The following is a 24,699-nucleotide window of genomic DNA, read 5'->3' on the forward strand; positions in this document are numbered from 1 at the left end:
TTTTTCTTTTTTATAACGATTTACCGAAAAGGCCGGTCACAGGCTTTTGGCAGCAATTGCATAAAGCGGTATTAAAGCGGCACGGCAAAACTGCCGCTGTAGAAAGGAACTGAATGAAACGTACAAGTATTGGCGGTCAGGGGGTCCTCGAAGGCGTTATGATGCGCTCTCCGGAGACAACCGCAATCGCAGTCCGGCGGGAGTGCGGAGAGATCGTAACACAGAAGGAAGAGACGAAATCTCTTTCCGCGCGCTATAAAATATTGGGGATCCCGATTATCCGCGGCGTGGTGAATTTCGTGGAAATGCTCGTTTCGGGCGTCAAGACGATCACGGATGCGGCTAAAATGTATGATCCTGAGGACGAGGAGCTCGAGCCCTCCAAAACGGAAAAGGCAATCGCGGAAAAAACGGGAAAAAGCCCGATGGATGTGGCAATCTTTTTTGCCGTGATTATCGCCGTGGTGGTGGCGGTGGGGCTGTTTTTCATCCTGCCCAACCTGATTACCGGATGGATTACGCCCTATGTGGATTCTGCGTTCGGCAAAAACCTGATCGACGGGGTCATTCGGGTGGGGATGTTTCTGGTCTACCTGTTTGCCATCTCCAATATGAAGGATATAAGGCGGCTGTTCGGCTATCACGGCGCGGAGCATAAGGTTATCAACTGCTTTGAGCACGATATGCCCCTGGATGTGGAGCACGCGCGCCAAAATACGCGCCTGCACCCGCGCTGCGGGACAAGTTTCCTGCTGATCGTCATGATTATCTCCATTCTGCTTTTTACGCTTCTCGGGTGGAGCGACAGCTGGCTCATCCGCATCGGCCTGCGCCTTGCGATGCTGCCCGTTGTGGCAGGCGTGTCCTATGAAATATTGAAGCTGGTCGCCAAATACGACAACAAATTTACGATGGCCCTTAGGAAGCCGGGGATGGCGCTGCAATACCTCACGACGCGCGAACCGGACGACGGCATGATCGAAGTCGCCCTCGTTTCCTTCCTTGCTGCGGAAGGAAATATGACGGACGAAGAGATCGCTGCGCTTGCTGAAAAATACGGTCACAAGATCGACGGCTCCCCGGTAGAAAAAGGGGAATGCGCGGCAGATACGCAGGAAGCGGTCCTTGAGACCAATGAGTAATTGGGGCGAAGTCTTTAAACAAACTATAAAAACACTTGCCGATGCGGGCTTTGCGGAAGCGGAGGCTGAGGCAAGGGTGATTACGGCGCATGTGCACGGCGGGGATTTTTCTTCGCTGTGCCTGCGCTTTTTCGATGCGTGCGGCCGGGAAGAGGAAGTAAAGCGCCTCGCCGCCGAGCGCCTTTCAGGGAAGCCGCTCGCGTATGTGCTGCGCGAAAAGTATTTTTACGGCAGGCCGTTTTATGTTGACGAACGGGTACTGATCCCGCGTTACGATACCGAAAGCGTGGCGGAACGCGCGCTCGGCGCGGCGCGGGAAAATGGGTATAAGACTGTTCTCGACCTGTGCTGCGGGAGCGGTGTGCTCGGCGTGACACTCGGCGCGGAAGGGCGTTTTGAAACGGTCTGCTTCGCGGACAGCTCTGGCGATGCGCTCAGCGTGGCGCGGAAAAACGCGGCCGCATTGATTCCGCGGCAGGAGAAAAGCTTCGTGCAGGGGGATTTTCTGGAAAAGATCGGCGGACGCTTCGATTTGGTGGTGTGTAATCCGCCGTATATCAGCGCTGCGGACTATGCGGAGCTTGAGCCGCAGGTGAGGGACTACGAGCCGCGGTCTGCGCTCCTTGCGGCGCGCGGCGGCTATGCGTTTTACGAGCGGGCGGCACGGGAGATTCCTTCGGTCCTGAACGCGGGCGGGGCGCTCGTTCTCGAGATCGGCGATACGCAGGCGGAGCGCGTGCGTTCCTTGCTAAAAACAGCTGGATTTGTTAAAATCAGTTGTGGCTGCGACCTTGGCGGGAGACCCCGCTGGGTTTGTGGCTTCATGGGTACATAAGCCGTGGCTGTCTTGCTTTTTCAAAGCCGGCCACGATAGGTAGGAGACGTTTATGCTGGATAAATTAAAAACGATCAAGGATAGATACGACGCATTGTCGGAGGCGCTTTCCGATCCGGAAGTCACCCGGAACCAGGAAAAATTCCGCACGCTTGCGCAGGAACAGTCCTCCCTCACGGAGATCGTGGAGGCGTACGACCGGTATGCAAGGGTGCTGGACCATATCGCCCAGAACCGCGAGCTGGCTGAGACGGAGACCGACGCGGAGCTGGTCGCGCTGGCAAAGGAGGAGCTCGCGCCGCTCGAAAAAGAGCGGGAGGCGCTGGAAGACGAGCTCAAGGTCCTTCTGATCCCCAAGGATAAGAACGATGATAAAAACGTGATCCTCGAAATCCGCGCGGGCACCGGGGGTGATGAAGCGGCGCTTTTTGGCGGCGACCTGCTGCGCATGTATCTGCGCTATGCGGAGCGCAGGGGGTATGCGGTGGAGACCATGTCCTCCAACACCACGGAGCTTGGCGGTGTCAAGGAGATAGTCATTTCGATCGCGGGCAAAGGCGCGTATGCGCGGCTGAAATACGAAAGCGGCGTACACCGCGTCCAGCGAGTGCCGGATACGGAATCGTCCGGACGCATCCACACCTCGGCAGCGACGGTGGCGGTGCTGCCCGAGGCGGAAGAGGTGGAAGTGAACATCGATCCCGGAGACCTGCGCGTGGATGTGTTCCGCAGCGGAGGGCACGGCGGACAGAGCGTCAATACGACGGACAGCGCCGTACGCATTACGCATTTGCCGTCCGGTCTGGTGGTGACCTGCCAGGACGAAAAATCCCAGATTAAAAATAAAGCCAAGGCGATGAAAGTACTCGCCTCGCGGTTATATGATCTATATAAGGGCGCGGCGGACAGCGAACTGTCGGAGAACCGCCGGAGCCAAATCGGCTCCGGGGACCGCAGCGAACGCATCCGTACCTATAATTTCCCCCAGGGACGGGTTACGGACCACCGTATCGGGCTTACGCTCTATAAGCTCGAGGCGTTCCTCGACGGGGATATGGACGAGATGATCGACGCGCTTACCCTGGACGAACGGCAAAGGAAACTGCAGGAGCAGTAAACCGCAAAACCGTCGGGCAATGGTTTTGCCGTTGCCGGGAACGGAATGTGGCAGGGCCTTCACAAGGAGGAGCGGCTAAATGAACCCAATTTTATATGCGACGCTCGTGGGCGCGGCGGTCGGTGCGCTCGGCACAGGCATCGGCGCGCTTGCCGTATTTTTTATTAAAATCAAAGGGAAACGTATTTCCGCCGTATTGATGGGCCTGTCTGCGGGCATTATGCTCTCGGTGGTGCTTTTCGATATGCTGCCGGAATCTATGGAAAGCGCGGGCTGGCCCTTGGCGCTGGTTTGGTTTGCCGCCGGCGCGTTTGCGCTTTTTCTAATCAACAAATTTATGCCGCACCATGACGTGTCCGCCTCCGGGAATTCGGAGCTGATCCGGGATTTGAAACAGGACCGGCTGGTGCGTTCGGGTTTTTTGCTTGCGATGGGGATCGCAGTGCATAACCTTCCAGAGGGGCTTGCGCTCGGAAGCGGGCTTGTGTCCGCGAGCAGCTTTGGCTTTGGCCTTGCGGTGCTGCTGTTTGTGCATAATATCCCGGAAGGGATGGGGCTTGCGATTCCTCTGAAACTGGGAGGCGTCAAATACAGCCGCATTTTGCTTACCGCAGTCCTTGCGGCGCTTCCGATGGCGGTTGGCGCGCTTGTGGGGGCGCTTGTGGGGAACATCTCGCCCACGGTGCTGGGTGGAAGCGTGGCCTTTGGCGGCGGCGCGATGCTGTACCTGACGTTCAGCGAGCTACTTCCGCAGGCGGCGGGGCTTTACAAAGGGTGGCCAACCTGGGCCGGGCTTGCAGCCGGGGCGGTATTTGGCGGAATATTGGTGGCGCTTGTATGATAATGAAGACGGCAACGATTTTTGCGTGGAAAGACAGGGAAAGCGCGGTAGCGCAGGCAGCGGAAGAGCTGAAAGGCGGCGGGCTGGTCGTGTTTCCTACGGAAACCGTATACGGTCTTGGTGCAAACGCTTTTGACGCGGATGCGGTGCGGCGCATTTTTAAAGCCAAGGGAAGGCCGCAGGATAACCCGCTCATCGTCCACATCGCAAAGATGGAACAGCTCCGCGATGTGGCGGCGGAAGTGAGCGGCACGGCCCGCAGGCTGATGGAGCGGTTCTGGCCGGGACCGATTTCGGTTATCGTGAAAAAGTCGGCCCGCATTCCGGATGCGGTGAGCGCGGGCCTTGGGACGGTGGCGGTGCGGATGCCGGAAAACGACCTTGCGCGTGAGATCATCGCGCGCGCGGGCATACCGGTGGCGGCGCCCAGCGCAAATATTTCCGGCAAGCCGAGCCCAACGCTCGCGCGGCATGCGTACGAGGACCTGTGCGGAAAAGTGCCGCTGATTATTGACGGGGGGCCGTGCCGGGTGGGGGTCGAATCCACCGTCGTAGACGCGACGGGGGAAATCCCTGTGATCCTCCGCCCCGGCGATATCACCCCGGAAATGATCCGGCAGGCGGTGGGAAACGTCCGCGTGCACCACGGTGTGATGAGCGAAGCCCAAAAAGATGAAGTATGCGCGTCTCCCGGGATGAAATACAGGCATTATGCCCCGAAAGCGAATGTTACGGTATTTACAGGGGATAAAAAAGAGGTTGCGAAATGCGTTAATTTTCGGTATCATAGTGATAGTATGCAGGGTAAAACGGCTGTCGTCCTGTGCCTCGACGAATGCGCGGGGCTTTATCCCGAATGCAGGATATTGCCGCTGGGCAGGGACGCAGGGGAGGCAGAAGCGGCCCTCTTCCGTACATTGCGGGAGATCGACGAACAGGGTTTCGATGCTGCATATTTCCATGCGCAGGAAGAAAAAATGGGCCTTGCGGTCATGAACAGGATCATAAGGGCGGCGGGACACCGGATTGTGGCCGCCGGGGAGGAAAAAGAATAAAACTATGAACGTATTGTTTGTTTGCACAGGCAACACCTGTAGAAGCCCCATGGCGGAAACGCTGATGGACGATGCGGTAGACCGAAGTAGGATCCTTCACGGTGAAGTGAAGATCAAATCGGCAGGCACATTCGCCTGCGAGGATGCCGACCCAACGGAAGAAGCGGTGCGCACGATGGAAGAAATGGGCCTTGAGCTTGAAGGCCACGGCGCGGTGCAGTTCACGGCGGAGCTCGCGGAATGGGCCGATATCATCCTTGCTATGGGCAAGGAACAGCTCGAACATATGGAGGTGCTGGCGCCCGAGGAAACGGGCAAGATGCACACTCTGCTCGGTTATGCGCAGGGCGTCCTGGGCGAGCCGGCCACGAGTTCCTACGACATCATGGACCCCTTTGACGAGGGAATGGAGGAATACCGCGCGTGTGCGCAGCAGCTTGCAAAGGCGGTGGAGCTGTTGGTGGAACGCCTCGAACACGAATTTGAAGACAAGGCTTAGCGCCTTGTCTTTTTTATACGGCTGTTTTTCAGGAAACGGCCGCCGATTTCAGGGTACTCTGGAACATTTCCGTCATCCGGCCGTTGAGACCGTTCAGCTCACTTTCAATATCGATATTACTTTGGATATACTGGAAAATTTCCTTATCCGCAATGCCCATCAGGTCATAGTATTCCACAAATTCGATGGGGATCGTCTCCGATTCGGACAACAGGAGAGCTAAGGCCTGCGGATCGATATACGCTTCCATATCGGCTGCGGCCGCTTCGGTCTGCTGGACGCTTTTCAGCACCGGAAAGGCATATCCATACGAAAGAAATTCGGTTTGCAGTGCTTCGTCGAGCGTCATATGCTGTAAAAATTGTTTTGCGGAGGCCTTTGCGGCGCTGTTTTTATTGATGCCGAACGCGCAGCAATCATAAGGCTCCGTACGGTAAGGGCCGTCAGGCCCCTTGGGAATCCGGAGTATCTGCAAATCCATCTGCGGATAATTTTTGACATAATAGCGGGCCTCGGCAAGATCGGTCACTTTAATCAGGGCATGGTTGTGTTCAAAAGAACCGTTAGAGTCTTCCAGAGTCAGGCGGTTCATGCTGGTAGCCAGCTTGACGGAATATTCCACGTTCGGATTATTAAAATCCGTTGTCAGGGAGGAAAGGTCAAACAGGCTTTGACCATTGGCATAAACGGCTGTGCGCCAATTCATGTTGGAAACTCCGAAGGTGTCGACGGTCCCGTCGCCGTCGGTATCAGACGTATAGTTCCTGCAATAGTAATAGAAATCGAACCAATCGAAATTGGTGTCGTCGATCGGCGTTTCGTAGGGGCTGAGAAGCGACTTGTTGACGATCAGGCAGGGCGGAGAGGTCGCATACGGAACCGCATACAAAACCCCGCTGCGGTTCCAGGTTTTAAGGATCGCGGGCGCGATCCGTCCTTCATAGGACGTTCCGCCGATTTCCTCGAGCACGCCGAGGGAGGTAAGGATGGGGAAATCCTGCGGGAGCACTGTAAAAAGATCGGGCGCTTTTCCATATAGCAGGGAATCATAAAGCCAGTTTGAATAGGTGTCATAGGAAATAGTCTCCACCTCCACGTCGATATCGGGATACTGTGTCTGAAAGGCCTCGACGCACCGGCTGATATATTTGAGGTTCTGCACCTCGATGTGGTTGTTGTCACCGTCGTATGCTACGGCGATTACAAGCTTGTTTTCCCGGTGCAGGGCAGAGCGGCAGGACAATTGCACTGCAAACAGGGAAATGGCTGCCGCCGCAAGGACGGCGCATAAAATCCGCGTCGCTTTATTCATGCGTCTCTCCCATATCCCGCCGCAGGCAGTATAAAACAAGCTGGGTACGGTCGCGCAGGTTGAGCTTTGCTAGTATGGTGCTGATGCTGTTGCGCACAGTTCCTTCGCTTAAAAACAGGGTGTGTGCGATTTCTTTGTTGGAATAGCCCTTGCATACCTGCTTTACGATGTCGTTTTCCCGCTGGTTAAGCTCCGTAAGGCTCGGCTCCTGACGCGGGATCGGGATATCGCCTTTCGCAATTTTGGAAAAGAAGCCGACCAGCTTGGAAGCAATGGCCGGGTTAATCAGAGTTCCGTTGTTATAAACGGTGCGGATGGCGTTTGCCAATTCATCCACTGAGGTTCCCTTGAGCAGGTATCCGTTTGCACCGTATTTGATTGCGTCGAATACGTATTCGTCATCGTCAAACGTCGTCAGTACAATAATTTTGATTCCGGGATATTTTTCCTTGATGATCCTGCATGCGGATACACCATCCATGCCCGGCATGCGGATGTCGAGCAAAATGACGTCGGGAGAAAGTGCGCCTGCCATTTCCACCGCCTCGTTCCCGTTTCCCGCAAGGCCAATCACGGAAAGCCCGGGTTGGGAAGAAAGAATGATCTCCAGGCTTTGCCGGATCAGTTCCTGATCTTCTACAATTAATATCTTAATCATTGTTTTCCTCCATATAGGGCACATAAATCTCAACAAAAAATCCATATTCTCCGCGGAAACAACAGGAGCCTCCAAAATCGGAAATGCGTTCGCGGATTCCGCTGAGTCCCGAGCCTTCGATAACCAGCGCGCAGCCTTTTCCGTTGTCTGATATCAGCAGGTTAACGCCAGCTTCCCCGAATTCAAGGGTCACATCGACCCGCATCGCCTGACCATGTTTGACGGAATTGGTAATGGCCTCCTGGATCACGCGGAACAGCGTATCCTCAAGGCGTTCCTGCATCGGCCGGCTCCCTGAAAGGTGCACGGCCACCGTGGTATCCGTAACATCGGAAATATTGGAGGCAATATCGCATACGGCTTCCGTGAAGGTCATACGGGCGAGAGAATCGGGCCGCAGCTCCCTCACGGACCGGCGAATGTCGACAAGGGCGTTGCGCGACAGCGCGGACAGGGTTTTCAGCTGCCCCTTAAGGCGCTGTGATTCGGAACCTGCCAGCACCTGGCATGCGTCGATCCCGGCCGAAATGGCGGTAAGCGAATGGCCGACCGTGTCGTGGATCTCCCGCGCGAGCCGGTTTCGTTCGCGGATCAAGGCGTTTTCTTCTGATTTTTCCGCATAATGTTCAAGCTGGATATTTGCCAGCTTCAGTTCTTCGTTGATGTGGTATTGCTGGTTATAAAGACGGTTGATAATTTTTGTTTCCTCCTTCTGCTGCTGGATCCATGAAATCATAAAAACGACAAACAATACGTCGTTGCAGGAAAACAGGATATGCTGCACAATGGAGAAGTGCGTCTGGGCCGCGGCAGGAAGATAACTGGTGTAAAGCTCAAGGGGCGTAATAGTAAAAATCTGCGCCAGGATCTGGTATTCGCATACAATATACAGGATTATCAGCAGCGCCGAAACAAAGAATCTCTGCCGCTTTCCGTCGAGCCGGTAAAGCATACATGCGCCCGACAAAAGAAGGATTCCCCGGTAAACCACGTTGGTCACGATGATGATAGAAACGCATAAAATAAGGTCAACGGTGCAGGAAAGCATAAAAAATACCTTATTGCGCTGTATTTTTACGGAGGATTCGCGGATAAGTAGGTTCAGCAGGTAAAACAGAAGCAGGATAAAGCATATGAAAATGGTGTCCTGCGGCGCTTGCGGCACCCGGTTGGCGCGCAACAGAAAATCGCTCGCCAGTCCCTGCTGCGATATGGATTTTACGCACAGGACAAGCAGGGCGCATATTCCGATAATAATTGACAGATTCAGTACAAGCATGATGCGCTGAACGATACGTGTATTCAAAGCCTTCAAAATCAGCACCCCGGTTTTCCTTGCAGATGGTATAAAAATACCGGTAAAATGATCGGGCAGAATCTCATTACATTATTATAGTAATAAGAAAATGCAAATGCAAGTAAGCGCGGGGCGGACGAAAAAAGTCAGGACAAATGTCACGGCGCCGTGACATTTGTCCTGGAAGGAAAATACATTTATCACGGCAAAACTGTGACATTTGATACTGCCTTTCCCGCAGGAAATCAAATAAAGTAAAAGTACAAAATCCAAAACGGAGGGATTGGTAAAATGAAAAAAATCGTATGTGTATTACTTGTTCTAGTGCTCGTGGCAGGCCTCGTTGCATGCGGCGCTCCCGCGCAGGGAAGCGCGCCGGAAACGCAGCAGCCGGGCGAGGCAAGCGGGACGGTGCAGCCGTCCGAAGAGGGAAGCAAGGGGGTAGAAGGAAAAAAGATTAAAATCGGCTGGTCCCCGCCGGACATTACAAACGTATTCAAGACTGCGACGGATTATATGGAAAAAGCGGTCGAGGAAGCCAATGCGGCAGGGCTTGATGTAGAACTGATTACGCGCTCCGCTACGGAACATACGGATGCCGCCGACCAGGTCAAAACGCTGGAAAATTTTATTCAGAATAAAGTGGACGTCGTCATCGTATCCCCGACCGAGGTCGAGGCTATCAAGCCGGCCCTCAAGGAAATCAATGAAGCAGGAATTCCGATCATCATGGTCAATATGCTGGATGAACAGGAAGGAATCGATATTGCGAACTTTGTAGGATTTGATAACGCACAGGCGGCGTCGGTCAGCGCCTATTCCATGCTCGACGCGCTCGGCGGCCCCGGGGTTGTCGGGGAAGGCGAGACGGTAGAGCTTCCCGAAGACGGCATGCTTGACCTCAAGTGGTGGACGGAGCTTTATAAAGATGTTGATAAAGAATCCATCTCCGGGAAGGTGGCGATGATTGAAGGAATCGCGGGAGACTTTTTCTCGAATGAGCGGACGCGGGGCTTCATGGAAGTAATTTCGCAATATCCCAACGTAGAGATCGTTGCACAGCAGCCTGCGGACTGGAACCGCCAGAAAGCGGTGGAAGCGGCGGAAAATATTCTCCAGAACAATCCGGAACTTGACGCGATCTATGCGTCCTGTGCAGAGATGGCATTGGGCACAAGCATTGCGGCTGAGAGCGCCGGGCGCGCCGACGACCTGATTATCATTTCCAACGACGGGACAGCCGAAACGATCCAGGCGATTAAGGACGGCAAGATTATGGCTGAAACATGGCACGGCTTTCCGGAATGGGGCTGGTATGGCGTACAATTTGCCGTGCAGCTTGCATTGGGCGAGGAAGTGCCGCTGAAATACGACATCAGGCCAAGAACGGAATATAGCGGGAACGCAGACAATTTCTACCCGGAACCGAAACTGGAAGCGATTGATTGGCAGACGATCATTGACAATGCAAAATAGAAAATCCGGTCTGTAAGAAAGTGGTTGCCGTACCCGGTGTGCGGCAACCATTTTAGAAGAGGAGGATTATGATGGCAGAATATATCTTGGAAATGAAAGACATCGTCAAGAGCTTCTATGGAGTCACGGTGCTGCGCGGAGTTAATTTCGGGGTGAGGCCGGGCGAGGTGCATGTACTGCTCGGCGAAAACGGGGCAGGAAAGTCTACCCTGATGAAGATTCTTTCCGGTGTTTATAAAGCGGACAGCGGCGACATCCTGATCGATGGGAAAAAAGCCGATGTGCGCGATCCGGCGCATTCGCTCGCACTTGGGATCGGCATGGTCTACCAGGAGCTTTCCCTCGTGCCCGAGGTAAGCGTAGTAGAAAATATATGGCTGGGGAATCTGCCCGCCGGCAAAATGAAATTTATCGACTGGAACGGTGCGAAAAAAAGGACGAAACAGATTTTCGACGACTTGGGTGTGGATATCGACGTCAACCGAAAAACGTCCTCATACGACCTTGGAATCCAGCAGCTGATCGAAATCTTCCGCGTCATATCAAAGGAGGTTAAAATCGTCATCCTAGACGAGCCTACCTCCTCGCTGACGGACGTGGAGGTGGAAAAGCTATTCCGCACCATACGCAAACTGAAAAAGCAAGGAATATCCTTTGTCTACATCACCCACAAACTGGAGGAAGTGTTCGAGATCGGCGACCGTGTCACAGTGCTGCGGGACGGGAGTACCATCGGCAACACGATCGAAACAATAGAGGAAGCCACGGAAGACGGCCTCGTGAGGATGATGGTAGGCAGGACGATCGACGAACAATATCCGAAAATATCCTCCGTTACGCCGGAGGCGATACTGGAAGCGCGGGGGTTGTCCGACGGAAAAAATTTTTTCGATGTTTCCTTCACGCTGCATAAAGGCGAGGTGCTCGGCGTCGCCGGCCTGGTCGGTTCGGGGCGGAGCAATCTTGCGCGGGCTCTTTTCGGGCTGCGCAGACTGACGGATGGCGAAATTACCTATCGGGGTGAACGGTATGCCCCCAAAAATCCGAGCCGCGCGATTGAAAACCGTTTCGGACTAATCACGAAAGACCGCAAAGACGGGCTGCTGCTGCATATGCCGATCCGCACCAATATCTGTATCTCCAAAAAGGAGGGGCTCGTAAAAGGCGGATTCTGCCTGCGCGCCAACGAAAAGGAAGAGGCGGAAAAATATATGCGGCTGCTGAACATCGACGCCAACTCCTCCAGCCGGAAAGTGCGCGATCTTTCGGGCGGCAACCAGCAGAAGGTCGCGGTCGCGCGGTGGATTTGCAACGGGACGAAGCTCTTTATCATGGATGAACCTACGCGGGGCGTTGATGTGGGCGCGCGTGTGGAGGTCTACAACCTGATTAATGAGATTACAGGAAACGGCGGAGCGGTGCTGATGATTTCTTCAGACATGCCCGAACTCCTTGGAATATCGGACAACATTATGGTCATGAAAAGAGGCAGGGTCACCGCAATGCTGGAAAGCGGAGAATGCACGCAGGAACTTATACTTGAAAAAGCGGCGGGGAGCGAAATGAAATGAAAAGCGAAAATACAGTCAAAAAGCAATCGGCAGGTTATATCCTGCAAAAATTCAGCGCAATTGTAATTCTGTTGGCTATCATCGTTATTATGAGCATCGGCAGCGAAAATTTTTTCAGCGGAAAAAATTTTCTTAACATCCTCAACCAGTCGGCGGTGCTGGGGATCATGGCGATCGGCATGACATTTGTGATTATCACCGGCGGGATTGACCTTTCCGTGGGCTCACTGATGGCGCTCTCCGGCTCGGTGATGGCTGTTGCGGCTACCAGTCTTTCGGTACCGCCGCTCCTGGCGGTCCTGTTCGGGATCGCGGTCAGTACAGGGATGGGATTTTTAAACGGCTTCATCATAACCAAAGGGAAGATACAGCCGTTTGTCGCAACCCTCGGCATGTATACTGCCCTGGAAGGCGTAGCGCTGCTGGTGACCGACGGACTGCCCATTTCAGGGATACCTGAACAGATGCTGGCTGTCGGGAGCCAGTCAGCGGGAGGCGTTGTCCCCTACAGTATATTTGTGTTTGCGGCGGTTGCCGTTATCGGCTGGATTCTTCTCGACCGCACGGTACTCGGGAGAAACACGATCGCCGTAGGCGGGAACGAAGAGGCTTCCAAAACGGCGGGCATCAAAACCGACCGTACCAAGATTACGATTTATGCTTTAAGCGGCCTGTGCTGCGGCATCGGCGGTCTTGTAATGACAGGCCGGCTCAATTCGGCAAACGCCCTCATGGGCGACGGGATGGAGCTTCAGGCGATCACGGCGGCAGCCCTCGGCGGGACAAGCCTCGCCGGAGGCGTGGGAAGCATCGGCGGGACCGTGATTGGCGTACTTACGATCGGCGTACTCAACAATGGACTCGATCTCATGAATACGACGCCGTTCTGGCAGAAGGTTATCCTGGGGATTATGATTGTAGCAGTTGTGCTCCTGGACTCGTGGCGGAAACGGAAATTCAATGACTAACGCCGGGGAGAAAAACGTGAAGAAGCTAAAAGGAAAATATACCGTTATCACAGGTGCCGGCTCGGGGATCGGGCAGGCGGCCGCGCGGCTGTTTGCCCGCGCGGGAGCGCGCCTCGCGCTTGTAGACCGCGATTACGAGAGCGTTTGTAAGCTGGAAAAAGAGCTTGGCTTCGCCAGGGCATACGAAGCGGACGTATCCTCCGAAGAAAGCGTAAGGCGCGCGTTCGGACAGATCAGGGAATGGGGACGGCTGGATACGGCGGTCAACTGCGCGGGAATCTTTGCGGAAGGAAGCGTGCTCGATACGGATTTTATCCGGTGGAAAACGCTTATGGATATCAATCTGGATGGAATATTCCTGTGTATGAAGTGCGAGCTGGAAAGCATGAAGGAAACAGGGAAGGGATCGATCGTGAACATTGCTTCGGAAGCGGGCCTCGCCGCGATTGCCGGACAGGTTGCGTACAACGTCTCGAAAGCGGCGGTGGTCATGTTGAGCAAAAGTGCCGCGGTCGATTATGCGGCGCAGGGGATACGCGTCAACTGCGTTTGTCCGGGACGGATCAGGACGCCGCTCGTAGAGCATATCATCCAGATCGCCGCCAATCCGCAGGCAGAGCTTGAAAAGCTGTCCTGTGACCGGCCGGCCATGCGTATGGGAACCCCGGAAGAGATCGCTCACGCATGCCTCGCGTTCGCCGCGGACGATATGGCCTATGCGACGGGCGCGGTGCTGTCGGTGGACGGCGGATATACGGCGCAGTAAGGAGAAGAGGAATGAAATTCGGTACATATTTCGCATATTGGGAACGGGAGTGGGACGCAGATTACGCATCCTACTGCGAAAAGGCGGCGGGGCTGGGGTTCGACGTCCTCGAGGTGGCGGCGGGGGCCTTGCGCAGAGAACGGACGCAGAGCTTTTCGATATCAAACGTGCGGCGCAGGAAAACGGGGTCGAAATCACCGCCTGTATCGGCCTTCCGCCGCAGTATAACACCGCGTCGGCGGACGAGGGAGTCCGCCGGGCGGGGGTAGAGTATTTGAAGCGCATCATGGACGCGATGTACAAGGTGGATTCGCATATCTTAGGAGGGATCATCTATGCCTACTGGCCGTGCGATTACAATCAGCCGGTGGATAAGGAGCGCGCGCGGGAGGCTGCGGTGAGGAGCATGCGGGAGGCTGCGGATACGGCGGAGAGCCTTGACATCGTGCTGGCGATGGAAACGGTGAACCGCTTCGAGCAATACATCATCAACAGCGCGGAAGAGGCGGTGGAGTTCGTAAAAGAGATCGGGAAAGAGAATGCAAAGGTAATGCTGGACAGCTTCCATATGAACATCGAGGAAGACGGGCTCGGGGAGGCGATCCGCAGGACGGGGAACAGCCTGGGGCATTTCCACATTGGGGAAGGGAACCGTAAGGTGCCGGGGAAAGGGCACATGCCGTGGGCGGAAATGGGCGCGGCGCTGCGGGAGGCCGGGTACGATGGGGCGGTGGTGATGGAGCCGTTCGTGAAGATGGGCGGGACGGTAGGAAGCGATATCAAGGTATGGCGGGACCTGTCGGAAGGGGCGAGCGTGGAGCAGATGGACGAGGACATCCGGGAAGCGCTGCGGTTTGTAAAAAAACAGTTTGTGGAATGAGCGGGCGGCGCTTTCCTCCTACGAAAGACAACACGGCTCATAACACTCTCTCATCATAACACGGAAATGATATCGTTTTCCGGAGAAAAAAGGCCCCTGGGCCTTTTTTCTTGCAAACCGGTAGTAATTGGCGGCAAAATATTGTATAATTTAATATTAGAAAAGCGTTGTAAGCAGCGCGCTGCCAAATTGAAAATTAGGAGCCGGAGAAACTATGAAAATAGCATTTGGATGCGATCACGGCGGGTTTGTTCTGAAAGCCGAGATCATAGAGTATTTGGAAAAGAACGGACATGAAATCATTGACTTCGGGATCAACGACGATCATTCGGTGGATTATCCGGATTATGGCCTTCCCGTCGCGGAATGCGTAAGCGCGGGCGAGGCCGACTTCGGCATCATCGCCTGCGGGACCGGCATCGGTATTTCGATCACGGCGAACAAGGTCCCGGGTATCCGTTGCGCGCTTCTGTCGGATACGTTTTCCGCCCATGCGACGCGCGAGCATAACGACGCGAACATGATGGCGCTTGGCGGGCGGACCATCGGTCCCGGCCTTGCGGTGGATATCGTCGATATATTCCTGAAAACGCCTTTTTCAGGAGACGCCCGCCACCAGAGGAGAATTGACAAAATAACGGCAGTTGAAAAAAAATATTCTAAATAATTCGGAGGAGAGAAAAATGGCGTCAGCACACGTATTGGATCACCCGCTTTTGCAGCACAAGGTATCGATGATCCGCGACAAGAACACAGGGACAAAGGAATTCCGCGAACTCGTTAAGGAAATTGCCATGCTGATGGTGTACGAGGTAACGCGCGATATGCCCCTTAAAGAGGTGGAGGTGGAGACGCCGATCACAATGGCGCGTACCAAGGTAATTGCGGGCAAAATGGTAGGAATCGTTCCGATCCTGCGCGCCGGCCTTGGTATGGTGGAGGGCGTACTGAACCTGATTCCCGGCGCCAAAGTGGGCCACATCGGCCTTTACCGTGACCCGGATACGTTTGAACCTGTGGAATATTATTGCAAGCTGCCTGTGGATGCGCAGGAACGCGAGCTGATCGTGCTCGACCCAATGCTGGCAACGGGCGGAAGCGCCTCCGATGCGATCACGCTGATTAAAAAACGCGGCTGCAGCAACATTAAGCTGGTGAACATCATCGCGTCCCCGGAGGGGATCGAAACGGTCCGCAAGGCCCACCCCGACGTAGACGTCTATGTGGCGGCTGTGGATGAAGGCCTCAATGACCATGCGTATATCGTCCCCGGCCTTGGAGACGCGGGCGACAGGCTGTTCGGCACAAAGTAAATTTGGCCCGCCTAAGCGGCGGCCTGCGGATTTTGCGGACTGTGCCCGGTGCGTTCCCCTAAATCCGGATATTCCGCGCACTCTCTGTGAAACAGGACGCGCAGCGGTTAAGCAACCGAATGGGGGCGGCATGTTTCTATGCCGCCTTTTACAAAGAATCAAAGGAGCCAAGATGCCCGATAAGCGGGAGTGGTACCGCCTTGATACGGCGGCAAAAATTTATCCGTCTATCTCACAGACGCACAATAACACAACGTTCCGGCTGGAGCTCGAGCTTGACGCGGAAGTGAAACGGGAAACATTGCAGGAAGCCCTCGTTAAGATCATGCCGCGATTTCCCACCTTTGCGGTCACGCTGCGGCGGGGGATGTTCTGGTATTACTTTGAGCCAAACCCGGCGATCCCGGTAGTGAAAGAGGAGAACGGGTTCCCGTGCAAGAGGCTCAAGGACTTCATCAACAACGGATTCCTGTTCAATATTATGTATTACAAGAAAAATGTAATCATGGAATGCTTCCACGGCCTTGCCGACGGCGCGGGCGCCATCGAATTTTTTAAAACGCTGATGTACGAATATTTTAAGCTGTGCGGCTACGATATGGACGCGGAGGATATGGTACTGGATGCGGACGGAAAGGTCCCCGCGGAGGAACTGGAAAACAGCTTCAATGCGTATTACGATGCAAAAGGGGAAGCGAATAAATTGCGTGTTCCCAAGGCGTTCCATATCATGGGGACGCCCAACCCGGACGGCGGTATTTTCCTCACGCACGGTATCATTGACCTCAAGGAGTTTCTTGCCAGGGTGAAGGAGCGCGGAGTGACGGTGTCGGCCTATGTGGCTGCGCTGCTCATCGCGTGCACGGCCAAAGACCAGGGGCTTGAATACAAGAAGGACAAGCGTCCGATCATCATTTCCGTTCCTATGGATCTGCGCGGAATGTTTCCCTCCCATACGCTACGGAACTTTATTTCCTTCGCAAATGTAGGCACGGTGATCGACGGGAAAGTTGATTTCGACCGTATTCTCATGGACGTATCCGCCCAGCTCAAGGCGGGGCTCTCACGGGAAAGCATTTCCGCAAATATCAATAAGAACGTCGGTTTTGAAAAAAACCCGTTTATCCGGATGACGCCGCTGTTCGTAAAGAACCTCGTGGTGTCGAGCAGCTATAAGAACTATGGAGAGGGCGGCTACACGATGGTGCTCTCAAACCTGCGCACCGCGCAATTTCCAAAGACCATGCAGGCCCATATCAAACAGGTCTACTATGCTCTGGGGGTAAGCGATATGAACCCGATGAACTGCGTCGTGGTGTCCTACCAGGACAAGATGGTGATTACTTTCGCCAGAGGCATCAAGGAAACCGGGATCGTACGCTACTTCTTTGAGCATTTTTCCAAGGAACTCGGCATGCGCGTCGAAATACGCGGAAACGAATGGAGCGGGCAATGATGAATTATTGCGACGACTGCAAGGTATATGTGGACGGCTGCCTCAAATATTGTCCGTTGTGCGGCAAACGGCTGACAGACCATCCGGCCGAGAATGAGCTTTATCCGTATGTGACCAAGAAAAAGTTTGTCGATAAACGCAGCCTCACAATGGAATATATGGCCTTTGCGACCTTTGTGGTGATCTGCCTGTGCATCGTGGTCAACCTGCTCACATGGGACGGGCACCCGTGGTTTCTCGCGGTGGCGGCCCCCGTGCTTTACGCCTGGGTGCTGGTCTATATCGTGATCCTGTCTGATAAATCAGCAGGCCTCAAGACCCTGTTGCAGGTGGTTACGCTTACCGCCATGTTTATCGCTTTCGACTATGTGGGCGGCGGCTTCGGCTGGTCTTACGAGGTCATGATGCCGCTGCTGCTCGCGGTGGGCATCGCGTATATCGACCTGTATTCCTATTACCATAAATCCTACTGGCGGGAGAACCTGCTCTTTGCCTTTTTACTGCTCCTGCTGGGGTTCATTCCGTTGATCCTGTACCTGTCGGGAATCTGGATCGCGCTCATTCCGCTGATCCTGTCCACCTTTGCAAGTGCGATCACAGTCCTGGGGATACTGCGCTTTGCGTTCCGCCAGCTGAAATCCGAAATACAGCGGCGGTTTCATATGTGATTTTTTGAAAGGAAACATCGTATTATGGTTCGTCATATTATTCTGTGGAATATCAGGGAAGAAATCGCGGGTGTGGAACGTGTCCGCGTAAAGGAAGCCATGAAACGGGAACTGGAGGGGCTTCGGGGCAAGATCGACGGGCTCCTCGAGCTGGAGGTAGTGACCCGTCCGCTTCCCTCCTGTAATGCGGATGTCATGCTTAAAAGCGTGTTTACGGACGCGCAGGCCCTTGCAGATTATATCGTCCACCCGGAGCATAAGCGTGTGGGCCAGGAATTTGTCCGCCCGGTGGTGTGCAACCGCATGTGTATGGATTATGAAGAATGAAGGAAAGAACGGCAAACAAAAAGCCCGGCTGCAGCCGGGCTTTTCCGTTCTATATTACTTTTGCAGCGCAACCGGGGAAAAAGTGCCTCCGCCAAGGCTGAATTCTTTCGTGCCCGACGCCCAAGCGGCAGGAACTTCAAACAGCAATACGGCCTGCACGTCGGTGCCGTTCGACTCAAACGCAAGCGCGGCGCAGGGATACTGCTGCCCGCCGTCCGTCACATAACACGGCTCCCCGTCTACGGGCATAAACGAACCCTGTGCGTCGTCAAGGTACTGGTCCGAGGTCTTGAGTATGATGGTGAGGAGCGTATTGCCGCTTCCCGCAGTCTTGCCGAGGGCCTGTTCACTCGTTTCGACCGATACGACCTCATACCCGACGCCGGAGGTTTGGAAGGTCACCGCCTGCGCGCATGAGCACAGGACGACCGTAAATACCAGCAAAGCGCATACAATGGAAATAAATTTTTTCATGGATCCTCCGAAACTATATATCAAAAACGATATACTAAATGTTATATTATCTTTATGATATTACGAAAAGGACAGAAATGCAACCTTGTTTCGGCAGCCGCATGCGGCGCGTGGAATGTCGCGGATGCCGGTGCGCGTTTCCCATAGGGGGGAGCCGGTGTGTGGGGAGCGGTTTTCACCGGGTTCCGTTTCGCCTGCTGCCGGGGGAACGGGTCAATATCAAAAAAGCAAAAAAATATTAGAAAGCTTCTGAAAACGGCTTTGTTAAAGCAAAAACGAACTGGACTGTTACGAATAGTACGAAAATCCGGGGCCGTTCCAGGCCCAAAAAAGCGGTGTTTCCCGCGCTGCGGGTTCTCGCGGCAAGGCTGCGCCGGAGGAGTGGAAATGGGACCGCCCAACCCGCTTTCGCGGGACCGGACGCGGCGGGAAAAGGGATATTTATCTTCCGGAAAACCTGGCCGCCGTAGAAAAACCCGCGCGCCGTGCCGTCTGCCTGCCGGGAAAATATTGAAAAAAAGTTGACGGGAAATGAGCGATTTGTTAATATTAGGTAGGATATTGCCGTGGAATGTGCGAATGTTCCATGGCTTTTTTATGTTCCGGCGGTGGAAGGACCCGGCCGGTGCGGTATCCTGAAATCTTGAAACATGTTAGGAGTGAACGAAATGTCCGGTATCGTGGTATTCGGCGCCCAGTGGGGCGACGAAGGAAAGGGCAGGTTTGTAGATTATCTGGCTTCCAGGGCAGATATGGTGATTCGTTACCAGGGGGGCAACAATGCGGGCCATACGGTAGTTGCCGACGGTGTGACGTATAAGCTGCACCTGATTCCGTCAGGCATCCTTTCCAAGGGAAAGGCGTGCGTGATCGCCAATGGCGTAGTCATCGACCCGTCGGCGCTCAGACGGGAGATTGATTACCTTGCGGAGCGCGGCGTATCGGTGGATAACCTCTATATCAGTGACAGGGCGCATATGATTATGCCTTATCACAGGGAGCTCGACTTGCTGAATGAAAAGAAACTCGGGGACTTCAAGATCGGCACCACAGGCAACGGTATCGGTCCCTGCTATATGGATAAGGTTGGACGTACAGGCCTTCGCATGTGCGACCTGATGGACGAGGAATCCTTCCCGGCCAAGCTCAAAAAGTGTGTAGACGATAAAAACGAGATCATCACCAAGGTATACGGCGGCGATCCGCTCGACTATGAAGCGGTTCTTGAGGAATGCAGGGCGCATGCGAACTATTTCCGGCCGTTCGTCTGCGATACGGTGTCCATGCTTCACGAATATAAGGAAGCGGGCAAAACGCTGCTTTTTGAAGGCGCACAGGGCATGCTGCTCGATATCGATTTCGGCACGTACCCTTACGTCACGTCCTCCCATCCGAATACGGGCGGCGTGTGCGCGGGCGCGGGCGTCGGTCCGCAGGTCATCACAGACGTGATCGGCGTGGTCAAGGCCTACACGACGCGCGTGGGCGAGGGACCGTTCGTAACGGAGCTTCTCGATGCGACAGGCGATGCGATCCGCGAAAAGGGCCACGAGTACGGCACGACGACGGGGCGTCCCCGCCGCTGCGGCTGGCTCGATCTCGTAATCGTCGATTTTGCGGCAAAAACAAGCGGTATTACCGGCTTTGCTGTATCCCGCATGGATACGCTCGGCGGTCTTGACAAAGTTTATGTTTGCACTGGATACGATATTGATGGTAAAATAATAGATACGTATCCGGCTTCGCTGGAAACGCTGGCGAAAGCCAAACCGGTCTATAAGGAATTCGATGGCTGGACTTCAGACCTCTCGCAGATCCGCAAATATGAAGATTTGCCGGATGCGGCGAAAGCCTATATCGAGTTTATCGAACAGCAGACCGGCGTTCCGGTCGTGATGATCGGCGTGGGTGCGGGACGCGAGGAGTGCATCTTCCGCGGCCTGTAAAATGAATAATGTGTTCAAAGTTTGCCGTACTAGACGGGGAGTTAGCGGTGTCCTGTAACCCGCAAGCCGCTATAGCGGGGTTGAATCCCGCGCGGAGGGTCTTCCCGGCAGGGTATGGAGTACGCCTATCGGTGTTGATGAATGGGTCCTGTGCAATGCTGCGCTGTGAACCCTGTCAGGTCCTGACGGAAGCAGCAGTAAGCAGATTGCAGTGTGTGCCGCAGGTCCGCCTGTTCTGAGCCGATGGCGTAATTTCCTCCTGTGGGGTAAGATTCGATGCGCGGTGTACGGCTTCTAATTTATAAAAGAGAGACAGTATGCCTGTCTTTCTTTTTTTAAACGGAGCCTGCCGGACGGTTTGGGCCGGTAAAAAATGCGTACCATAAAGCGAGAGGTGATTTTGATGAAGGTTTTACTGGTGAATGGAAGCCCCAAAGAACATGGCTGTACCTATACGGCCCTGCGCGAGGTGGAAAAAACGCTCAACGCCCATAAGGTCGGGACGGAGCTGCTCTATTTGGGCAGGAAGCCGGTCGCGGGCTGCATCGATTGCTCATCCTGCCGGAAGACGGGCAAATGCGTGTTCGACGATCCGGTCAACGATATCATCGCGCGGATCGACACCATCGATGCCCTCGTGGTCGGGTCGCCCGTATATTATTCCGGGCCGAGCGGCCAGGTTACGGCGTTCCTTGACCGGTTGTTCTATGCCGCCGGGGAACGGAGAATGAAGGGCAAGCTCGGCGCGGCAATCGTTTCCTGCCGCCGCGGGGGAGCGACGGCCGCCTTTGACCGGCTGAATAAGTATTTCAGCATCAGCAGCATGCCCATAGTAACCTCGCAGTATTGGAACCAGGTGCATGGGGTTACGCCCGAGGACGTGATGCGTGACGAGGAGGGCCTGCAAACGATGCGCACCCTCGCGGAAAATATGGCGTGGCTTTTGGGATGTATCGAGGCGGGCAGGAAGGAAGGCGTTCCCGCGCCGCGCTATGAGCCGCGGGTCATGACGAATTTTATCCGGTAAATTATAGGAAATGGGCAAAAACCATCAGTGGATAAACTGATGGTTTTTGTTTTAAAAACGGATAAAATAGGATACCGGAATAGTATTAATTTGCCTTTTCGAAAAAGCCTATTTATAATAAGAGAGTGCGCTGAATATTCAATCTATAAAAGCGAAGGCGGAGGAAACCCTATGACGCGGTGCAGGCAAATATTTTGTTGTATGATCGCCGTGCTTCTGGTCTTCGCATTTTCCCCGCTTCCGGCCCATGCGCAGAAAGAAAAAATCCGCGTGGGCTATTATGAAGACGGCGACTATATGAGCCTCAATGAAAATGGGGAATACGCCGGGTTCAATATCGAGTATCTTGAAAAAATTGCCCGGTATACGGACTGGGAATACGAAATAGTCGACTGCCGGAGCTGGGACAATACGCTGCAAATGCTGAAGGATGGGAAAATCGACCTGCTTCCGGCGGTCTACTATACGGAAGAACGGGCGCGGGAGCTATTGCTTTCCAACCTTAAAATGTGCGATATATATTCTACCCTGAACGTACGGGCAGATGACGACCGTTACCACTATGAAGATTTTGAGTCGTTCGGCGGCATGAAGGTCGGCGTTATCAAAAACAGCGTGGACGCGGCGAATTTTGGAAAATATTGTGAGGGCAACGGCATCGAACTGGAGATCATACCCTATGAAGAGACGGGGGAACTGCTTGGAGCGCTCGCGGACGGCACGCTTGACGGCGTGGCGATTACGCACCTTGGAAAAAACAGCACGTTCCGAAGCGTTGCACAGTTTTCGCCCGAGCCGCTTTACATTGCGCTTGCGCCGGGAAGGGAGCGTTTGCTTCGCGAACTCAACCAGGCGCAGTCCCAACTGAAATTGCGCGACCCTTACTATGAAGCAGAGCTTTACGATAAATATTTTTCCGTCAGTATACACCAGCAGCCGGCGTTTACTGCGGAAGAACAGGAATTTATCGACCATGCGGATAAAATCAAAGCGGTTTACGGTACAGCCGATATGCCCATTGAATTCAATGACCCGGAAACGGGAGAGTTCGCCGGGATTGCAAGAGAGCTGTTTCAGTCCATTGAGAACCAGACCGGGCTGGAGTTCGAGTTTATTCCCGCCGCCACGCGCGCGGAGGCTTTCGGAAAGATAAAAAACGGCGAAGCGGACGTGATTTGCAGCGTTGTGGACGATTACCTGTGGGCGCGGGAACATGGGCTTGACATGACGGGTTCTTATCTGAGGTCTCCGCTTGTTGCCGTTACCACCAAGCATGGAAACGGGGAAATCATTGCATTGCCGGAGGGATATTGGTTTTCCCGGGAAATTGCAAAAGATAATCCCGGCAGAACGATCAAGTATTATGTTACCTTTGAGAACTGTTTTGACGCATTGCTCAGCGGACAGGCAGACGTCACGTTTACAGATACCTATGTTGCAGACTATCTGCTGTCCGACATCAGGTACGAACAATTTTCCGTGGTCACGCTGTCCGGCTATGTTGAGGAGATCAGCATTGGGGTTTCCAAATCGGCGGACCCCAGGCTTTTTGCAATTCTTGACCGGTGTGTACAATATACGTCTACGGAAGCCATCGACGAAATAGTGCTTCAGAACTCGGTCGTGCGCCAGGAGATCACCCTCGATTATTTGATCCACAGGTATCCCGCCGCCACCATTGGCATTGTGGTGCTTGTTTTTGCGGCCGTGACCGGCGTGCTGGGGTATATTCTGAGGACGAAATCCAAAAACAATAAAACGATCCGCGATCTTTTATACCGGGACCGGCTCACAGGTGCCGGAAATTTGAACCAGTTCCGTATGGACGCGGAAAAAGTAATGGAGGAAAAGACGCGCGGCGAGTATGCCGTCGTATCTGCGGATATCGAACAATTTAAAGCTATCAACGATGCGTTTGGATTTACGGAAGGAGATGAAGTGCTCCGGTCGCTGGCCGCTGTCCTGGAAAGGAGCGTAACGGAAGAGGAATGCTATGCGCGCGTTTCTGCAGACCGGTTTGTGCTTTTGTTGCGGTATGGCGGATGGGAAGAATTGGCCGCGCGCACGGCAAGCATCGGCCGGGAAATGGAAGAATGGGCCGAAAATACGAAACGTCCTTATTCCATCAGCATGATCTTTGGCGTATATATCGTGCAGGATGCGGAAAAATTCGAGACCTCGCTGGCGATGGACTTTGCGAATTATGCGCGCTGGCATGCGAAAACAACGCGCGCAGCGCAGACGGTTTTGTATGACGAAACGATGCGTAGGGAAGAACTGCGCCAGAGGCATTTATCCGATATTATGAAAGGGGCGCTGAAGAACGGCGAATTTGTACCTTACTACCAGCCCAAGGTGAATATGTGCACAGGAGACACTGTCGGAGCGGAAGCGCTTGTACGCTGGATCAGGCCGGACGGGGAAATGCAAATGCCAGGCTCTTTTCTTCCCTTCTTTGAACAAAATGGATTTATCGTGGAAATCGACCTGCACATCTTTGAGGAAACCTGCCGGCTTATGAAGGAATGGGCGGACAGCGGAATTGCCGTCAAAACGGTTTCCTGCAACTTTTCGCGGCGCCATTTCAAGAATCCTTCGTTTGCCCGGCAGCTGGCGGGAATTGCCGACCGCTTTGGCGTTCCTCACGGTTTGCTGGAAGTCGAGATCACCGAAAGTATCGTCATGGAAGATATCTATTCCGTACGGAAATGCTTTGGGCAGCTCAAGGAGCTGGGGTTCAAGCTTGCCATCGATGACTTTGGGGCGGGCTATTCCTCGCTGGGCCTGCTTGAGCAGCTTGATGTGGATGTTATTAAGCTTGACCGCAGCTTCATCCGTTCGGAATCGAAGAAAATAAAAGAGGAGATTGTTGTGCGCGGAGTTGTTGCGATAGCTAGCGAACTGGGCATGGAAATTGTCTGCGAGGGAGTGGAAACAAAAGAGCAGGCAGATATGCTGGTACGGGTCGGCTGCCTGATCGCACAGGGCTTCTATTACGCCCGCCCGATGCCTGCAGGCGAATTCAGGAAGCGTCTTCACGGCGCGCAGTAAAACAAAATAAGATCGAAAGG

Annotated in this window: 23 protein-coding genes and 1 other RNA gene; 20 read left to right on the top strand and 4 right to left on the bottom strand. The window is 54.1% G+C overall.

The annotated features are described in order from the left end of the window. Positions 1-113: 113 nt before the first annotated feature. From B1H56_RS00120 to B1H56_RS00145, 6 genes are all read left to right on the top strand, one after another. Positions 114-1,142: a DUF1385 domain-containing protein gene (locus B1H56_RS00120; protein WP_066523467.1), complete on the top strand. Its 1,029-nt coding sequence runs from the start codon at positions 114-116 to the stop codon at positions 1,140-1,142. After that, positions 1,135-1,977 (top strand): peptide chain release factor N(5)-glutamine methyltransferase, encoded by an 843-nt coding sequence (gene prmC, locus B1H56_RS00125; RefSeq protein WP_066523468.1) that lies wholly within the window; start codon positions 1,135-1,137, stop codon positions 1,975-1,977. The genes B1H56_RS00120 and prmC overlap by 8 nt, the downstream gene beginning before the upstream one ends. 52 nt (positions 1,978-2,029) lie before the next feature. Beyond that, positions 2,030-3,094 carry a peptide chain release factor 1 gene (gene prfA, locus B1H56_RS00130; protein ID WP_066523469.1) on the top strand — a complete coding sequence of 355 codons (1,065 nt, stop codon included), beginning with the start codon at positions 2,030-2,032 and terminating at the stop codon, positions 3,092-3,094. A 79-nt stretch (positions 3,095-3,173) separates the two neighbouring features. Continuing rightward, positions 3,174-3,935: a ZIP family metal transporter gene (locus B1H56_RS00135; protein ID WP_066523470.1), complete on the top strand. Its 762-nt coding sequence runs from the start codon at positions 3,174-3,176 to the stop codon at positions 3,933-3,935. Then, positions 3,932-4,990, top strand: coding sequence for an L-threonylcarbamoyladenylate synthase (locus tag B1H56_RS00140; RefSeq protein ID WP_066523471.1), 1,059 nt, complete (start codon positions 3,932-3,934; stop codon positions 4,988-4,990). The genes B1H56_RS00135 and B1H56_RS00140 overlap by 4 nt, the downstream gene beginning before the upstream one ends. A gap of 4 nt (positions 4,991-4,994) precedes the next feature. Next, entirely contained in the window at positions 4,995-5,489 is a 495-nt protein-coding gene (locus B1H56_RS00145) for an arsenate reductase/protein-tyrosine-phosphatase family protein (RefSeq protein ID WP_066523472.1), read from the top strand. A gap of 28 nt (positions 5,490-5,517) precedes the next feature. Here B1H56_RS00145 and B1H56_RS00150 read toward each other — a convergent pair whose 3' ends face one another. The 3 genes from B1H56_RS00150 to B1H56_RS00160 are packed head-to-tail and all read right to left on the bottom strand — an operon-like array spanning position 5,518 to position 8,783. Beyond that, positions 5,518-6,801 (bottom strand): ABC transporter substrate-binding protein, encoded by a 1,284-nt coding sequence (locus B1H56_RS00150; RefSeq protein WP_066523473.1) that lies wholly within the window; start codon positions 6,799-6,801, stop codon positions 5,518-5,520. Continuing rightward, positions 6,794-7,459, bottom strand: a complete 666-nt coding sequence (locus B1H56_RS00155; protein WP_066523474.1) for a response regulator transcription factor — start codon at positions 7,457-7,459, stop codon at positions 6,794-6,796. The genes B1H56_RS00150 and B1H56_RS00155 overlap by 8 nt, the downstream gene beginning before the upstream one ends. Continuing rightward, positions 7,452-8,783 carry a sensor histidine kinase gene (locus B1H56_RS00160; RefSeq protein ID WP_066523475.1) on the bottom strand — a complete coding sequence of 444 codons (1,332 nt, stop codon included), beginning with the start codon at positions 8,781-8,783 and terminating at the stop codon, positions 7,452-7,454. The genes B1H56_RS00155 and B1H56_RS00160 overlap by 8 nt, the downstream gene beginning before the upstream one ends. A 264-nt stretch (positions 8,784-9,047) precedes the next feature. On the opposite strand from B1H56_RS00160, the gene B1H56_RS00165 reads away from it, so the two are divergent. The 10 genes from B1H56_RS00165 to B1H56_RS00210 all read left to right on the top strand — a co-directional run bounded on the left by B1H56_RS00165 (position 9,048) and on the right by B1H56_RS00210 (position 18,181). Next, a complete protein-coding gene (locus B1H56_RS00165; RefSeq protein ID WP_121418939.1) occupies positions 9,048-10,232 on the top strand; it encodes a sugar ABC transporter substrate-binding protein in 1,185 nt (394 codons plus the stop codon). 71 nt (positions 10,233-10,303) lie between these two features. After that, on the top strand, positions 10,304-11,803 hold the full coding sequence (locus B1H56_RS00170; RefSeq protein ID WP_066739671.1) for a sugar ABC transporter ATP-binding protein: 1,500 nt from the start codon (positions 10,304-10,306) through the stop codon (positions 11,801-11,803). Beyond that, the gene (locus B1H56_RS00175; RefSeq protein ID WP_066523476.1) at positions 11,800-12,771 is read left to right on the top strand and encodes an ABC transporter permease; all 972 of its coding nucleotides are present in this window, start codon (positions 11,800-11,802) and stop codon (positions 12,769-12,771) included. The genes B1H56_RS00170 and B1H56_RS00175 overlap by 4 nt, the downstream gene beginning before the upstream one ends. Then, positions 12,764-13,537, top strand: coding sequence for an SDR family NAD(P)-dependent oxidoreductase (locus tag B1H56_RS00180; protein ID WP_066523477.1), 774 nt, complete (start codon positions 12,764-12,766; stop codon positions 13,535-13,537). The genes B1H56_RS00175 and B1H56_RS00180 overlap by 8 nt, the downstream gene beginning before the upstream one ends. A gap of 49 nt (positions 13,538-13,586) precedes the next feature. Further along, the gene (locus tag B1H56_RS00185) at positions 13,587-14,417 is read left to right on the top strand and encodes a D-psicose 3-epimerase (protein ID WP_243108745.1); all 831 of its coding nucleotides are present in this window, start codon (positions 13,587-13,589) and stop codon (positions 14,415-14,417) included. Positions 14,418-14,631: 214 nt separating this feature from the next. Continuing rightward, positions 14,632-15,084, top strand: a complete 453-nt coding sequence (rpiB, locus tag B1H56_RS00190; protein WP_066523264.1) for a ribose 5-phosphate isomerase B — start codon at positions 14,632-14,634, stop codon at positions 15,082-15,084. 16 nt (positions 15,085-15,100) lie between these two features. Then, positions 15,101-15,730, top strand: coding sequence for a uracil phosphoribosyltransferase (gene upp, locus B1H56_RS00195; RefSeq protein WP_066523265.1), 630 nt, complete (start codon positions 15,101-15,103; stop codon positions 15,728-15,730). Positions 15,731-15,902: 172 nt separating this feature from the next. Beyond that, positions 15,903-17,186: a hypothetical protein gene (locus tag B1H56_RS00200; protein WP_066523266.1), complete on the top strand. Its 1,284-nt coding sequence runs from the start codon at positions 15,903-15,905 to the stop codon at positions 17,184-17,186. After that, the gene (locus tag B1H56_RS00205; RefSeq protein WP_066523267.1) at positions 17,183-17,854 is read left to right on the top strand and encodes a DUF6320 domain-containing protein; all 672 of its coding nucleotides are present in this window, start codon (positions 17,183-17,185) and stop codon (positions 17,852-17,854) included. Before B1H56_RS00200 ends, B1H56_RS00205 begins: the two co-directional genes overlap by 4 nt. Positions 17,855-17,878: 24 nt before the next feature. Then, positions 17,879-18,181 (top strand): Dabb family protein, encoded by a 303-nt coding sequence (locus B1H56_RS00210; protein ID WP_066523268.1) that lies wholly within the window; start codon positions 17,879-17,881, stop codon positions 18,179-18,181. Between the two features lie 54 nt (positions 18,182-18,235). On the opposite strand, the gene B1H56_RS00215 is transcribed toward B1H56_RS00210, so the two are convergent. Further along, positions 18,236-18,655, bottom strand: coding sequence for a hypothetical protein (locus B1H56_RS00215; RefSeq protein ID WP_066523269.1), 420 nt, complete (start codon positions 18,653-18,655; stop codon positions 18,236-18,238). Positions 18,656-19,323: 668 nt separating this feature from the next. Here B1H56_RS00215 and B1H56_RS00220 point away from each other — a divergent pair. From B1H56_RS00220 to B1H56_RS00235, 4 genes are all read left to right on the top strand, one after another. Further along, positions 19,324-20,601: an adenylosuccinate synthase gene (locus tag B1H56_RS00220; RefSeq protein WP_066523270.1), complete on the top strand. Its 1,278-nt coding sequence runs from the start codon at positions 19,324-19,326 to the stop codon at positions 20,599-20,601. Positions 20,602-20,625: 24 nt separating this feature from the next. Further along, an RNA gene (gene ffs / locus B1H56_RS00225) (signal recognition particle sRNA large type) lies at positions 20,626-20,892 on the top strand. Between the two features lie 112 nt (positions 20,893-21,004). Further along, complete coding sequence (locus tag B1H56_RS00230) at positions 21,005-21,628, top strand: flavodoxin family protein (protein ID WP_066523271.1); 624 nt, start codon at positions 21,005-21,007, stop codon at positions 21,626-21,628. A 171-nt stretch (positions 21,629-21,799) separates the two neighbouring features. Beyond that, positions 21,800-24,679, top strand: coding sequence for an EAL domain-containing protein (locus B1H56_RS00235; protein WP_066523272.1), 2,880 nt, complete (start codon positions 21,800-21,802; stop codon positions 24,677-24,679). Positions 24,680-24,699: the final 20 nt, after the last annotated feature.

Source organism: Christensenella minuta, assembly GCF_003628755.1.
In the GTDB taxonomy this organism is placed as follows: Bacteria; Bacillota; Clostridia; order Christensenellales; family Christensenellaceae; genus Christensenella; species Christensenella minuta.